Genomic DNA, 13,885 nt, shown 5'->3' with positions numbered 1-13,885 from the left:
AGCACGCTGGGCGCCCGACGATGAACCGGGGCGCTGGTCGAAGTGGCGATCGCCTGACCGGACGCAATTTCTGGATAGTAGATATCCAGGATCTTCAACGACAAGATTTCTGTGCTGCGCCGCCGGTGGAACGCCCTGAAACCCGGACATGTAGTGTCCGTAATATGCGAATGGCCAAAGGGGTCGAGTGGGCCCTGCACACGCTTCTCAACCTGGACATGATCGGCGGGGGGCCCGCAGGCAGCGCGCAACTCGCTGCAGCGCACGACCTTTCCGCCTCTTACCTCAACAAGCAGTTGCAGCAGTTGACGCGTGCCGGACTTCTGAGCTCCGTCCCGGGGCCACGGGGAGGCTTCAGGCTGGCCAAACCGCTCGAGGACATCACGTTGCTCGACGTGGTGGAAGCCATCGAGGGCACGGCGCGTGCCTTCAACTGTGCCGAGATCCGGTCCTGCGGACGGATCGGCGCACTGTCACCGCCGCCCACGGGAACATGCGCTGTGAACGCGGCGATGCGGCGCGCTGAGCAGGCGTGGCACCAGGCCCTGGCCGCCCAGACCCTCGCCGAGATCAGAGCCGAACTGGTCAGCATCCCGCAGACCCGTCACGTCGTCCGGTCCGCCTTCGGCTGAGCCGCACCCTCCGGTCCGGTGCACGGCCGCATGACTCAAGCGCGGACGGACGGACCCCAGTGCGCTTCCAGAGCCGCCGCCACCTCGGCCGGCCGCTGGAGCACGGTCCAGTGGTTGCAGTCCAGTTCGATGACCTTGGTCGCATGCAGAGCGTCACCCAGCTTCCGGCCGAACTCGACCTGGCACGCTGGATCGAGCGCACCCCAGAACACCATGCACGGCGCCGACACCTGGGAGAGTCCAGGTTCCCACTCCGCCCCCACAGTCAGGGCGGAACGGTAGAGCTTGAGGATGCTGTCCTTCATCGGGGCATCGACCCGGACAGCTGTCCTGGCCGCCGGTCCGGCGGGCACGTCGAAGCCTTCCGTCAGATCGCGCGCGAAGGACGCTGCCTCCAGTCGATCCATGTATCGACCGCCTTCAACCGGGTCCTGCCAGATCCTGGCGAGCGGATGCCAGACGTACTCGGAGCTGACGGGGCCGTTCCCTCCGGCCCAGGTGCGGACCAGATCCGGCCGCACCGAGGCCACACGGGCGGTGAGAATGCATCCCCAGTCGTGGCCAACCAGGTCGACCGGCTCACCGATTCGCTCCAGCCGCTCGACGAGCCAGTCGACGTACTCCTCCTTGCTGGAGCCGAATCCGGCCGGTCTCGGCGCGCCGAAGCCGGGCAGGTCCCATGCCTCGACATCACTCCGGGACAAATACTGACGAACGGGGTCCCACAGATGGTGGGTGTCGGGTATGCCATGGATGAGAACTGCGGGCATGGGGACGAGTTCCTTCGTGGAGGAAGAACCACGGAAGCATCATGCAACCATGTGGCGGAGCGTCGCACTTGACCGTACAGCGAGAGGCAACACTTTGTCACACTGTGATGTAAGTGGGTGGCGGCCTTGAACCATGGTCCGACGTCACATGGATCAGGGCGTCCGGTGCAGCAACCCTGATGGTCCGAGCAGCCGACCGCACAATCAGGAGTCTGTGATGAAGAAAGTGACCGTGACGGGTATGCGAGGGAAACTCGCCGTCGTCACCGGAGCAAGCGACGGGGTCGGCCTGGGGCTTGCCACGCGGCTCGCGGCCGCCGGCGCCGAACTGATCCTTCCGGTGCGCAACGAGGCCAAGGGTGCCGCGGCTGTCGCCCGTATCCGTGCGGCGGAGCCGGCCGCCAAGGTCACCACCCGTGCCCTCGACCTGGCTTCCCTGGCCTCTGTTGAGAAACTGGCTGCCGCGCTGGAGGCTGAGGGAAGGGCCATCCATCTCCTGGTCAACAATGCCGGGGTGATGGCCCCGCCGACCAGGCATACGACGGCGGACGGGTATGAGCTGCAGTTCGGCACCAACCATCTGGGGCACATGGCGCTCACGGGACGGCTGTTGCCACTGCTGCGGGCCGGAGAAGCCCGTGTGACCACTGTGACCAGCAGCGCCGCGCGCAGTGGCAAGCCGGTCTGGGACGACCTCCAGAGCAGCCGTCGGTACTCTCCGGTGCGCGCGTACAGTCTCTCCAAACTGGCCAATCTGCTGTTCGCACTGGAACTGGACCGACGCAGCACGACGGGCGAATGGGGCATCGTCAGCAACGCCGCGCATCCCGGCACGACGCTGACCAACCTCTACGCCTCCGGGCCCAGCCTGGGCAGGGCCCGGCCCGCGCCGCACGAGGCTGTCGTGAAACGGCTCGCGCGCTGGGGCTTGTTCGTGCAGTCCGTGGACGAGGGACTGCTTCCGATCCTCCACGCGGCCACGAGTCCGGGAGCAGGCGGCGGGCAGTTGTACGGACCCGACGGTCTGGGCCAGTTCACTGGAGGCCCCACCCGGCTCGCGATCTACAGATCAGCCCGCAGCGAGGCGACCGCGGCCCGGCTCTGGCAGGTCTCCGAACGGCTCACGGGCGTCGCGTTCCCTGCCGTCTGATACGGCCAGGACGAAAAGGACTACGGACAGTGGACACAGGAGACCGCGCCGCACTGGCGGCGTTTCTCAGAGCCCGTCGCGACGCCCTCCAGCCGGAGGACGTCGGCCTGCCCCGTGGACGCCGACGGCGCACCGGAGGCCTGCGCCGCGAGGAGGTGGCGGCGCTGTGCGACATGTCGGCGGACTACTACAGCAGGCTGGAGCAACCGAGAGGGCCGCATCCGTCCGAACAGATGCTGGCCGCGATCGCACGCGGCATGCGCCTCTCCCTGGAGGAGCGGGATCACCTGTTCCGGCTCGGCGGGCACGTTGCTCCACGCAGGATCCGGCGCGCCGACCACATCAATCCCGGCATGATGCGCATCCTCGAGCGGCTGGAGGACACCCCCGCACAAGTGGTCAACCACCTCGGCGAAACGCTCAGGCAGACCCGGACGGCGGTGGCTCTGCTGGGGGACGAGCGGGCTTTCACCGGCTGGAACCGCAGCCTGCACTATCGCTGGTTCACCCAGCCCGCATCACGGCTGATCCGCCCCGAGAGCGACCGTGCGGAGCACAGCCGTCTCCTGGTCGCGGATCTGCATGGCGCGTACGCGCGTGACGGCAGGAACTCACGCGCGGGGGAACTCGTCGAGGAGCTGCGGACCGCCAGTGCCGAGTTCGCGGCCCTGTGGGACGGGCATCCGGTGTTGGGTTCCTCCTGTGCTCCGAAAGCGTTTCCAGCACCCGCAGGTCGGCTTGCTCGAACTGCACTGTCAGACGTTGGTCGACCCCGATCAGGCGCAGCGGCTGCTGGTCTTCACCGCGGTACCCGGCACGGAGAGCCACGTGAATCTCCGGCTGCTGTCGGTCCTTGGAGAAGATGCGCGCCCCTGAGGCTGAAGCAGCACTGGGCACTGGGCGCCTGCCCGCTCGGTCCGTGTGGTGCCCGCCTCGGTCAGCACCTCGACGTGCTGATCGAGGCTGGGCCTGCCGGAGAGGCCGCGCTCAGCCCTGCCCGCTGTCACACATCCGCCGTCTGCTCGGTCAGGAGGAGGTAACCACTACTCGGCCAGGAGGACGTCATGGAACCGCGTCTCAACTTCTTCGGCAACCCCTTCGCGGGCAAGGTGCTGAAGCACATCAACTCGGCGGCCAAGGTCGCCTCGGATTCGGGCGTGCCCACGGCGACGCAGGAACTCGTGAAGATCCGCGCCAGCCAGATCAACGGCTGCGGCTTCTGCACCGACATGCACACCAAGGACGCCGCTGCGGCCGGTGAGACGCAGCAGCGGCTGAACCTGGTCGCTGCATGGCGGGAGGCCACGGTCTTCACCGACGCTGAGCGTGCCGCGCTGGAACTGTCCGAGCAGGGCACCCGTATCGCAGATGCGGCCGGCGGTGTCACGGACGAGGCCTGGGCGAACGCGGCCAAGTACTACGACGAGGACCAGCTCATCGCGCTCCTCTCGCTCATCGCCATCATCAACGCATACAACCGCATCAACGTGATCAACCAGCAGCCCGCCGGCAGCTACCAGCCCGGTCAGTTCGGCTGACGAAGCCGTCCGGCCCGCCCGGACACAGACGGTCCGTCTCCACGTCACCCCGGCCTCCGGCGAGGAGACGGACTCGCAACACCGTGTGTGATATGCCACCGTTGCGTGGGCAGGAACCGATGCCAGAGGCCCTGTACATTGTTCGATGCATCATGAACATCGAATAACGTTGGGATGGCCAGGTCCCGTTGCGGAATCTGTGACTGGCGACCGGTTCCAGGTCGGTGTGACGGCAGCGAGCCGAGAGAGCAGCCACCTGTAGGGCACGCGCCCCGCCGGTCGGCGGGCGAACGGCAGGTCGCACCAGACGGTCCGGTCCGAGGACGGCCCTCCCTCACCTCTCTCCACAACCCAAGGATCCGCACCACCATGCAGGCAACCGCACACATCGGCGTGACCGGGCTCGGCGTGATGGGCCGCAACCTGGCCCGCAACTTCGCCCGCCACGGCTACACCGTCGCTGTCCACAATCGTTCTGCGTTCCGTACCCGGGCGCTCACCGAGGAGTTCGGTCACGAGGGGGCCTTCGTCCCCGCGCGGACCGCCGAGGAGTTCGTCGCGGCACTGGAGCGGCCCCGCCGGCTGATGATCATGGTGCAGGCGGGGGCGGCCACCGACGCTGTCATCGAGGAGTTCGCCCCTCTCCTGGAACCGGGAGACATGATCATCGACGGGGGCAACGCCCACTTCGCGGACACTCGCCGTCGTGAGGCCGCCCTCAAGGAGCGCGGTATCCACTTCGTCGGCACCGGAATCTCCGGTGGCGAAGAAGGCGCGCTCAACGGCCCGTCGATCATGGTCGGCGGCTCCGCGGAGGCGTATGCCGTCCTCGGTCCGATGCTGGAGGACATCAGCGCGAAGGTCGACGGCGAGCCGTGCTGTGCGCACATCGGCAGCGACGGCGCCGGGCACTTCGTGAAGATGGTGCACAACGGCATCGAATACGCCGACATGCAGTTGCTCGCCGAGGCCTACGACCTGCTGCGACAGGTCGCCGGCTACTCCCCCGGCGAGATCGCGGACGTTTTCCGCACCTGGAACAGCGGACGGCTCGACTCCTACCTGGTCCAGATCAGCGCGGAGGTCCTCGCTCACACCGACGCGCACACCGGCGGTCCGTTCGTGGACGTGGTCGCCGACGCGGCGGGCCAGAAGGGCACCGGCCGCTGGACCGTGCAGACAGCGCTGGACCTGGCCGCGCCGGTGACGGCCATCGCACAGGCCACCTTCGCCCGGGCCGCTTCCGGACGCCGCGCCCTGCGCGCGGCCTACCGCGGACTGCCGGGCGGCGTCACGGTACCGCTGAGTGGTACGGAGGCGGCCAGGTTCGCCTCCCGGGTCGAGAGTGCCCTGTACGCGTCGAAGGTCATCGCCTACGACCAGGGTTGGACGATGATCCAGAGCGCGGCCGCCGAGTACGGCTGGGACATCGACCTCGCGACAGTCGCCCGGATCTGGCGTGACGGCTGCATCATCCGTGCCGCGTTCCTCGACCGTGTCCGCGCCGCGTACACCGCCGACCCGGCCATGAGCAGCCTGCTCGTCGAGAAGGGCTTCGCCGAGGAGATTGCCCAGGCGCAGGTGCCGTGGCGCGAGACCATCGCGTCCGCCACCCGTCGTGGCATCCCCGTCCCGGCCTTCTCAGCGGCCCTGGCCTCGTACGACACCCTGCGGGCAGAGCACCTGCCGACCGCACTCATCCAGGGGCAGCGCGACTTCTTCGGTGCGCATACCTACGGACGCGTCGACCGCTCCGGCACGTTCCACACCCACTGGGGGGAGTCCGAGCGTCCGGAGACCCGGACCGGTGAGTCGCCCACAGGAAAGGAAGGCTAGCCATGTCCTATCCGGAACAGGTCTACCGGGGCGACGACGGCGAGGTCAGCGCCGGTTTCCGGCCTGCGGGCACCGGGCCGGACGTGGGTGAGACGGGCAAGGACGCAATCCACTACCTGGCGACCACGACCACCACCCGCGGCGAGTTCGGCCTCTACCGGGTCGAGATGAGCGCGAAGGCCGGCGGCCCCAGGACCCACTTCCACAAGACCATCTCGGAGTCCTTCTACATCCTGGAGGGCACCGTCCGCCTCTACGACGGCGAGCGGTGGGTCGACGCGGGCAAGGGCGACTTCCTGCATGTACCGCAGGGCGGGCTGCATGCGTTCCGCAATGACTCCGACGCCCCGGCCGAGATGCTGCTGCTCTTCACTCCCGGCGCGCCCCGCGAGGAGTACTTCGAGCAGGTGTCGCAGCTGGCCCACGCCTCGGACGAGGAACGCTCGAGGTTCTTCGACAAGCACGACTCGTACTTCGTGGACTGACCCGGCCGCCTGCAGAAGGGATTTCATCGTGCCGCACGACCTTCCAGCCGTCCTGGATGCCGGCCCCTCGGACGGGGTGGATCCCGACGAGTTCGTCAGGGCCGCCATGCGGTGGCACTTCGACCCCGAGACCGGTTCCCCGTACTGGCTGAGCCGGGCCGGACGGCTCGGCTTCGACCCGCGTCAGGACGTCCGCGGGGTGGACGACCTGGCGCTCTTCCCCGACCTGACGGACGAGCTGCGGAACGTGCGGGTGACGGACCTGGTCCCCCGGGGCTACGGGCCCGGGGCCCGTGTCCTCAACGTATTCGACAGCGGTGGAACGACCGGCGCCCCCAAACGAGTAGTTCAGCTCGAGGACTGGATGCGGCACAGCTCCGAGCAGGTGGACCGCCGGCTGAGGGCGCACGGTCTGCCCGTCGGTGCCCACTGGCTGACCGTCGCGCCCACCGGCCCGCACCTGGTGGGCGACGTGCTGCAGCGCGCGGCAGCCGGTCTCGGGGCCCCGGGACTGAGCATCGACATGGACCCCCGGTGGGTGAGGGGACTCGTCGCTGCGGGCCGGGCCGACGAGGCCGAGGCCTACACCGACCACCTCGTCGAGCAGTGCCGGCGCATCCTGCTCACCCAGGACATCGGCGTCCTCGCGGCCACCACCCCGCTTCTGGAGCGGTTTGCCCGCGAGGACGACCTGGTGGAGGTGATCAACAGCAAGGTCGACGCGATCGTCTGGGGCGGTACGCACATGGATCCCGACACCCGCGATCTGCTGAGCACCGAGGTCTTCCCGGACGTGCGGCTGATCGGCATGTACGGCAACACGATGATGCTCACCGCGCTGATCGAGCGGGTCGGCCTGTCGGCGTCCGACCCTTGTGTCTTCGACCCGGTCTCGCCATATGTCTTCCTGTCGGTCCTGGACCCGGTCACCGGGGAGAAGGTGGAGGTCGGCGAGCGGGGGCAGGTCGTGGTCAGCCATGTCAGCAAGTCGATGCTCGTACCCAACAACGCCGAGCGGGACCTCGCGCTGCGGGTCCGGCCGGTCGAGGGGCACGCGGGCGACGCCGTCGCGGACGTCGCCCCGGTGCCGAAGGTTGGGGGCGAAGCGGTGATTGAGGGCGTGTACTGATGGCGGGCCTGCCGGACGGCTGTGTGCCGCACCTGGACGCGCTGGGTCCCCGGGGCGCCTACCGGACCCGCGTTCCTCAGGCGGTGACGGATGTGACGGGCGCCGAGGTGGCACGGCTGAGTCTGGTGCCCCCGGTGTTCGTCACACGGGCTCTGGCCGCCCTGCGCAGGGCCAAGCCGGTTCCGGCCGCCGGCCTCGACGCGATGCTGGCCGCGGCGGCCCACGCGTTCGCCTCGGACACGGCAGGCGGTCTGGGCGTGCGGGAGTACGAGTCACTCGTGAGCCGCACCTCGGGCACCCCGCTGCCGGTGGTGCGGGCTTCGACAGAGGGGACGGCGCGATTCGTGCGCCGGGCCCGTTCGTCCGCCGAGCAGGGCAGGCCGGTGGGTGCTGTCACCGATCGGCGCGATGCGGCCGTCCGCCAGGGCGGCGCCGTCTGGGCGCGGCGCGGGGACGTGTTCGCCGTGAACGCATCCGGTAACCATCCTGGCGTCCACCGGCTGTGGCTGGAGGCGCTGGCGCTGGGCTACCGTGTCGCCGTCCGCCCGTCCCGGCGGGAGCCGTTCACCCCGCACCGGCTGGTCGCGGCCCTGCGCGGGGCCGGTATGCCCGACGACCGGCTCGTGCTGCTGCCCACCGACCACGCCGGCGCCGATGCCCTGGTGCGCGGTGCCGACCGCGCCGTGGTGTACGGCGGCGACGACGTCGTGGCCCGGTACGCGCACGACCCGCGAGTCCTTCCGCAGGGGCCGGGCCGGACCAAGATCCTGGTCACCGCGGACACGGACTGGCGCGAGTATCTGGACGTGATCGTCGCTTCGGTCGCCGACGAGGGCGGCACCGCGTGCGTCAACGCCACCGCGGTGCTTGTCGAGGGCGACCCCGTGCCGCTGGCCGAGGCCCTCGCGGCCCGTCTGTCCGCGCTGCCCGGCCTGCCTCCGCAGGACGAGCGTGCGGTACTTCCCGTGCAGCCGCTGGAGCGGGCCCGTGCCCTCAGCTCCCACCTGCGTGCCGTGGCCGAGGGGACGCAGGCGCTGCTGGGTGGGGAGGGAATCGCCGAGGACCTCGGGGACGGCAGCGCTGTGCTCCGGCCGGCCGTCCACCTGGTCTCCCGTGCGGATGCCGTACAGCTGCGGACCGAACTGCCCTTCCCCTGTGTGTGGGTGGCTCCGTGGAGCCGGGCGGACGGCATCGCTCCGCTGCGTGACACGCTGGTCCTGTCGGCCCTGACCAGTGACGGCACGCTGGTCGACAAGCTGCTGGCCGAACCCACCATCGCCAACGTGTATCTCGGCGGGTATCCGACCTACTGGATGGCACCGGGGGTACCTCACGACGGCTATCTGTCCGACTTCCTGATGCGCGGCAAGGCCGTCATAGGCTCCCTGTGACGGCCCTGCCGGGCGGTTTCAGTGCGGCATCAGCAGCATGACGGCTGTCCCCAGGGCCATCGATCCCTCCCAGAAGTGGGCGTAGGGATGCCGTGTCCCCGAGGCACCGGTGCCGTGCATCCCAGGGGGCCTCGGGGTGCGCAGCGCCGGCATGTCCCGGGTCAGTGACCACAGCGCGTACGCCAGCAGGAACAGGGCCAGCGTCGCGGCGACGGCGTCACCGGCCGTCGTCTCCTCGGCGTGGTGGCCCGAACCGGCGGCGTGGTGTGCCGCCGAGAGCCCGCCGGCGAGTGTCTCGTGCGACGAAGCCGCCATGGAGTGGGACATCCACGCCATCGCTGCCATGCCGGCCGCGTGGGGCAGCCGTCTGGCGATCGTGCCCGGTCGGGAGTCCCGCGCGGACAGCAGGAACCACAGGGCGGACGCCGCGAAGAAGGCTGTTTGCGGCGGCTCCGGGAGGACACGTCCCCAGCTCCACGGCATCACCGCCATGGCCAGGGCCATGGCGGTGTGCAGAAGGTGGTCGAGGCGCTCGCGCCACGCCGAGCCCTTGGACAGCACGGTCCGCCGCAGGCCATGGACCGCGGCGGCGGCGAACAGGACGCTCAGCATCCCGTACACGGTGTCAATGGCACTCATGACCTTCGCGCCTCACGCAGCCTGTACGGGCAGCCTCGCGCGTCAGGCGGCGGGCCGGGGGGCGCGCAGGTGTGTGCGCTGCGCCAGCTCCTCCTCGCTGACCAGCTCCAGCATGGGCTTGCCGGGCGCACACATCATGGTCACCACGAACCGGGTCCGCGCGTCCGTCAGCGCGTTGCCGTCCTGGTAGTGGATGACGTCGCCGCCGGGCTCCCAGAACGTGCCTCCGGCTTCGACGACGCGCTCGGGCTCGCCCTCCAGCTCGAAGCGGACCGCGCCCTCGATGACGTAGCCGAAGGCCGGGCCGGAGTGGCGGTGCGGAGGGGTACCCGGGTCGCCCGGCTCCCACTCGACCTCGATGGTCATCGCCGAGGCGCCTTCGGGAACGCTGATCGGGGAGGCGTCCTGCAGCATCCTGGCCGCGGTCATCCAGCTCGCCCCCTCCTCGTGCTCGCCGGCTCCGTGGGTGTGAGCTGCGTGGTTCTCGGACACTGTGTCGCACCTTCCGTGGATGTCACAACGGTCTTTCCGTGATGACCGGACACCGGGCGGATCTGTGACACCGGCGGATCCCCGTCCGCAATGTCACAACAGCGCCGGGAGCCCGGTCGTACCTGTGGTGAGCGGTGGATCCCGCCATCACCGCCACACAGGCATCAGCGGGGTCATCGGCCCCCCGACGGAAGAGACCCCAGATGAGAGTCGTAGTTGCAGGAGCCAGCGGGCTGATCGGCTCCAGGACGGTCGCCAGGCTCCGGGACCACGGTGTGGAGGCCGTCCCCGTGGCCCGTTCCGAGGGCGTCGACGTCACCACCGGGCAGGGTCTCGCCGACGCCCTGCGAGGTGTCGAGGTGGTCGTGGACGTCACCGACGCGCCGTCCCGCGGCGAACGGGCGAGTGTCGAGTTCTTCGACACCGCGACAGCCAATCTGCTGCGGGCCGCCGCCGCGGCGGGCGCGGAGCACTTCGTGGCCCTGTCCGTGGTGGGCGCCGACCGGGTCCAGGGCGGCTACTTCCGTGCGAAGGCGCTGCAGGAACAGCAGGTGCGGAACTCCCCGATACCCCACTCCGTCGTACGGGCCACGCCGTTCTTCGAGTCCGTGGACGCACTGTCGCGCTCGACCAAGCACGCAGACGGCGTACACGTGGCGCCCGCGCTGGTACGCCCTGTGTCCACGGACGACGTCGCCGCCGCGGTCTCCCATGCCGCCGTGGGCGTACCGCTGTTCGGCACCCGCGAGGTCGCCGGGCCCGACCAGTACCGCCTGGACGAACTCACCGCGAAAGTGCAGGCGGCGCATGGCGATCCGCGGGGTGTGGTCACCGACCCGCACGCCCCGTTCTTCGGCGCGGTGCTCGGGGAGCGGACTTTGCTCCCGGGTGCCGACGCGCACGTGGGTCACGGCACCCTCGACCAGTGGCTCGCCCGGCGGTGACTCCTCCTGGCTATGCCGGCCCCCATCCCACCCCCAACCCTCGGCCGCGGACACCAACGCCCCGTCCAGTCCTGCGTCCGGCCCCTTTCCTCCCGACACCGTGACAGGAAGGCCGTCATGAGCGATCCGGCCCAGCCCGCTGAGTCCGCACCGACAAGTGAACTCGACCAGCTACCCGACCGCGACGCCGAAGAGACCGCCGAATGGCAGGCATCGCTGGACGCCGTGGTGCGCAACGCGGGTCCGGATCGGGCGGGTTACCTGCTGCGAAGGGTCCACGAGTACGCAGCCAGGTCCGGGGTCCGACTGCCCGGACTGCTCTCCTCGGACTACATCAACACGATCCCGGTGACGGCCCAGCCATCCTTCGACGGCGACCTCGACATGGAGTCCAGGATCACCGCCCTGAACCGTTGGAACGCGGCCGCGATGGTCACGCGCGGCTCGCGTCTGGGGCTCGGCGGTCATATATCCACGTATGCCTCGGCCGCGTGGCTCTACGAGATCGGCTTCAACCACTTCTTCAAGGGCAAGGACAGCGACGGCTCTGGCGATCAGCTGTATGTGCAGGGGCACGCGTCGCCGGGGATCTACGCCCGTGTGTTCCTCGAAGGGCGTCTGAGCGAGGCTCAGCTGGATGCCTTCCGACGCGAGGCGGACGGTCACGGTCTGCCGTCCTACCCCCACCCGCGGCGGCTGCCGTGGCTCTGGGAATTTCCGACCGTGTCCATGGGACTCGGGCCGCTTGCTGCCATCTACCAGGCCCGCTTTAACCGGTATCTGCACGCCCGGGGCATCAAGGACACCTCGGGTTCGCGGGTGTGGGCCTTCCTCGGAGACGGTGAGATGGACGAGCCCGAGTCGATGGCCGCGCTGGCGCTCGCCGCCCGCGAAGGGCTGGACAACCTCACCTTCGTCGTCAACTGCAACCTCCAGCGCCTGGACGGTCCCGTCCGGTCGAACTCGAAGATTGTGCAGGAACTGGAGGCGCGGTTCCGTGGGGCGGGCTGGAACGTGGTGAAGTCCCTGTGGGGCGAGGCCTGGGACCCGGTGATCGCGCAGGACGCCACCGGTGCGCTGGTTCACCGCCTGGGCGAGGTGCCGGACGCGCAGATGCAGACATACGCCGCGCGGGACGCCGCCTACATCCGCAAGGACTTCTTCACCGGCGACGCGCTGTCCGGCATTGCGGCCGGGTTGAGCGACGCGCAGCTGACCGAGTTGTTCGAGAAGTCACGCGGCGGGCACGAGCCACTCAAGGTGTACGCAGCCTACCGGGCCGCCGTCGAGCACCAGGGAGCGCCGACCGTCATCCTCGCCCAGACCGTCAAGGGACACACGCTGGGGCCGGATTTCGAGTCGCGCAACGCCAACCACCAGATGAAGAAGCTCACTCTGGCGCAGTTCCGACAGATGCGTGATCTGCTTGAACTTCCTATTCCGGACAGCGCGTTGAGTGACGACGTGGTGCCGTACTGGCACCCGGGCGAGAACGCGCCGGAGGTGCGCTACCTTCGCGCGCGGCGTGCCGCCCTGGGCGGTCCCGCCCCGGTGCGCCGCGTGGTCGCGGGCCGGCTGGAACAGCCGCCCGCCAAGCCCTTCGAAGCATTGGAGAAGGGTTTCGGCAATCAGGAGGTGGCCACGACGATGGCCCTCGTCCGCCTGGTCCGGGACCTGATGAAGGGCAAGGAGACGGGGCCGCGCTGGGTACCGATCATTCCCGACGAGGCCCGCACGTTCGGCATGGAGTCCCTGTTCCCGACGGCCGGGATCTACTCGCCGGACGGGCAGACCTACGAGCCGGTCGACGCCGACCAGCTGCTGTACTACCGGGAGTCCAAGAACGGCCAGCTCATCGACGAGGGCATCACCGAAGCCGGTTCAATGGCCGAGTTCACCGCGGCGGCGACCTCGTACGCCACGCACGGCGAGCCGATGATCCCGTTCTACATCTTCTACGCCATGTTCGGCTTTCAGAGGACCGGCGACCAGTTCTGGGCGCTCGCCGACCAGATGGGGCGCGGCTTCGTCATCGGGGCGACCGCGGGCCGTACGACGATGACCGGTGAGGGGCTGCAGCACGCCGACGGTCACTCCCATCTGCTGGCCTCCACGAACCCGGCGGCGATCAGCTACGACCCGGCCTTCGCATACGAGATCGCGGTCATCGTCAAGGACGGGCTGCGTCGCATGTACGGCGAGCAGCCCGAAAACGTCTTTTACTACCTGACGGTGTACAACGAGCCGAAGCGACAGCCCGCCATGCCGCCCGTGCCGAACATCGAAGAGGGCATCGTGCGGGGCATCTACCGCTTCCGGCAGGCCGAGTTCCCTGACGCCGGGCCGCGGATCCAGCTGCTGTCCTCCGGCACGGCGATCCACTGGGCGCTGGAGGCCCAGGAACTCCTGCGGTCGCAGTGGAACGTGCACGCCGACGTCTGGTCGGTGACGTCTTGGACGGAGCTGCGCCGCGACGCCCTATGCGCGGACCGTGAGCGGCTGAACGGCTCGGAGCGCACCCCGTACGTGACGCGCGCACTGTCGGGTGCGCGGGGCCCGGTACTGGCGGTCAGCGACTGGATGCGTCAGGTGCCCGACCAGATCAGTCAGTGGGTCGAGCAGGACTACGCCTCCCTTGGAACGGACGGCTTCGGCCTGTCGGACACCCGGGACGCCGTACGCCGGTACTTCCGGGTGGACGCGGAGTCGATCGTGATCGCCGCTCTGGACCAGCTCGCCCGGGCCGGCGAGGTCTCCCCGCAGACCGTTGCCGAGGCCCGCGAACGCTACGGATGGCAGGCATGAACCGGACCCGCCTGATGCGGGCCGGATACGACGACAAGGGGTGCCGTGACGCCCTGTGGACGTGTGAGGAGCAA

12 protein-coding genes and 1 pseudogene are annotated in these 13,885 nt (G+C 69.3%); 10 read left to right on the top strand and 3 right to left on the bottom strand.

What is annotated here, in order from left to right; all coding sequences use genetic code 11:
• Positions 1-170 precede the first annotated feature (170 nt).
• A complete protein-coding gene (locus ACH4D3_RS19305; RefSeq protein ID WP_393517992.1) occupies positions 171-632 on the top strand; it encodes an RrF2 family transcriptional regulator in 462 nt (153 codons plus the stop codon).
• Positions 633-667: 35 nt separating this feature from the next.
• On the opposite strand, the gene ACH4D3_RS19300 is transcribed toward ACH4D3_RS19305, so the two are convergent.
• Complete coding sequence (locus tag ACH4D3_RS19300; protein WP_398323477.1) at positions 668-1,402, bottom strand: alpha/beta fold hydrolase; 735 nt, start codon at positions 1,400-1,402, stop codon at positions 668-670.
• Between the two features lie 217 nt (positions 1,403-1,619).
• Between ACH4D3_RS19300 and ACH4D3_RS19295 the strand changes: the two genes are divergently transcribed.
• The 7 genes and pseudogenes from ACH4D3_RS19295 (at position 1,620) to ACH4D3_RS19265 (ending at position 8,931) form a co-directional block, all read left to right on the top strand.
• A complete protein-coding gene (locus ACH4D3_RS19295) occupies positions 1,620-2,552 on the top strand; it encodes an SDR family oxidoreductase (RefSeq protein ID WP_398323475.1) in 933 nt (310 codons plus the stop codon).
• Between the two features lie 29 nt (positions 2,553-2,581).
• Positions 2,582-3,428, top strand: a pseudogene (locus ACH4D3_RS19290) (helix-turn-helix transcriptional regulator).
• Between the two features lie 188 nt (positions 3,429-3,616).
• Entirely contained in the window at positions 3,617-4,090 is a 474-nt protein-coding gene (locus ACH4D3_RS19285; protein WP_365980924.1) for a carboxymuconolactone decarboxylase family protein, read from the top strand.
• A 369-nt stretch (positions 4,091-4,459) separates the two neighbouring features.
• The gene (gene gndA / locus ACH4D3_RS19280; RefSeq protein WP_398323473.1) at positions 4,460-5,926 is read left to right on the top strand and encodes an NADP-dependent phosphogluconate dehydrogenase; all 1,467 of its coding nucleotides are present in this window, start codon (positions 4,460-4,462) and stop codon (positions 5,924-5,926) included.
• Between the two features lie 2 nt (positions 5,927-5,928).
• Positions 5,929-6,411, top strand: a complete 483-nt coding sequence (locus ACH4D3_RS19275) for a cupin domain-containing protein (RefSeq protein WP_186779646.1) — start codon at positions 5,929-5,931, stop codon at positions 6,409-6,411.
• Positions 6,412-6,439: 28 nt separating this feature from the next.
• Positions 6,440-7,540, top strand: coding sequence for a phenazine antibiotic biosynthesis protein (locus ACH4D3_RS19270; protein ID WP_186779647.1), 1,101 nt, complete (start codon positions 6,440-6,442; stop codon positions 7,538-7,540).
• Positions 7,540-8,931 carry an aldehyde dehydrogenase family protein gene (locus ACH4D3_RS19265; RefSeq protein WP_398323471.1) on the top strand — a complete coding sequence of 464 codons (1,392 nt, stop codon included), beginning with the start codon at positions 7,540-7,542 and terminating at the stop codon, positions 8,929-8,931. Before ACH4D3_RS19270 ends, ACH4D3_RS19265 begins: the two co-directional genes overlap by 1 nt.
• An 18-nt stretch (positions 8,932-8,949) precedes the next feature.
• On the opposite strand, the gene ACH4D3_RS19260 is transcribed toward ACH4D3_RS19265, so the two are convergent.
• Positions 8,950-9,570, bottom strand: coding sequence for a DUF5134 domain-containing protein (locus tag ACH4D3_RS19260; protein WP_398323469.1), 621 nt, complete (start codon positions 9,568-9,570; stop codon positions 8,950-8,952).
• Positions 9,571-9,612: 42 nt separating this feature from the next.
• Positions 9,613-10,062, bottom strand: coding sequence for a cupin domain-containing protein (locus ACH4D3_RS19255; RefSeq protein ID WP_186779650.1), 450 nt, complete (start codon positions 10,060-10,062; stop codon positions 9,613-9,615).
• Between the two features lie 203 nt (positions 10,063-10,265).
• On the opposite strand from ACH4D3_RS19255, the gene ACH4D3_RS19250 reads away from it, so the two are divergent.
• Positions 10,266-11,006 (top strand): SDR family oxidoreductase, encoded by a 741-nt coding sequence (locus tag ACH4D3_RS19250; RefSeq protein ID WP_186779651.1) that lies wholly within the window; start codon positions 10,266-10,268, stop codon positions 11,004-11,006.
• Positions 11,007-11,123: 117 nt separating this feature from the next.
• The gene (aceE, locus tag ACH4D3_RS19245; protein ID WP_398323467.1) at positions 11,124-13,811 is read left to right on the top strand and encodes a pyruvate dehydrogenase (acetyl-transferring), homodimeric type; all 2,688 of its coding nucleotides are present in this window, start codon (positions 11,124-11,126) and stop codon (positions 13,809-13,811) included.
• The last annotated feature ends 74 nt before the right edge of the window (positions 13,812-13,885 follow it).

It is taken from the genome of Streptomyces sp. NPDC018026 (genome assembly GCF_044327745.1).
In the GTDB taxonomy this organism is placed as follows: Bacteria; Actinomycetota; Actinomycetes; order Streptomycetales; family Streptomycetaceae; genus Streptomyces; species Streptomyces rubrogriseus.
This window is presented reverse-complemented; position numbering and strand designations above follow the sequence as displayed.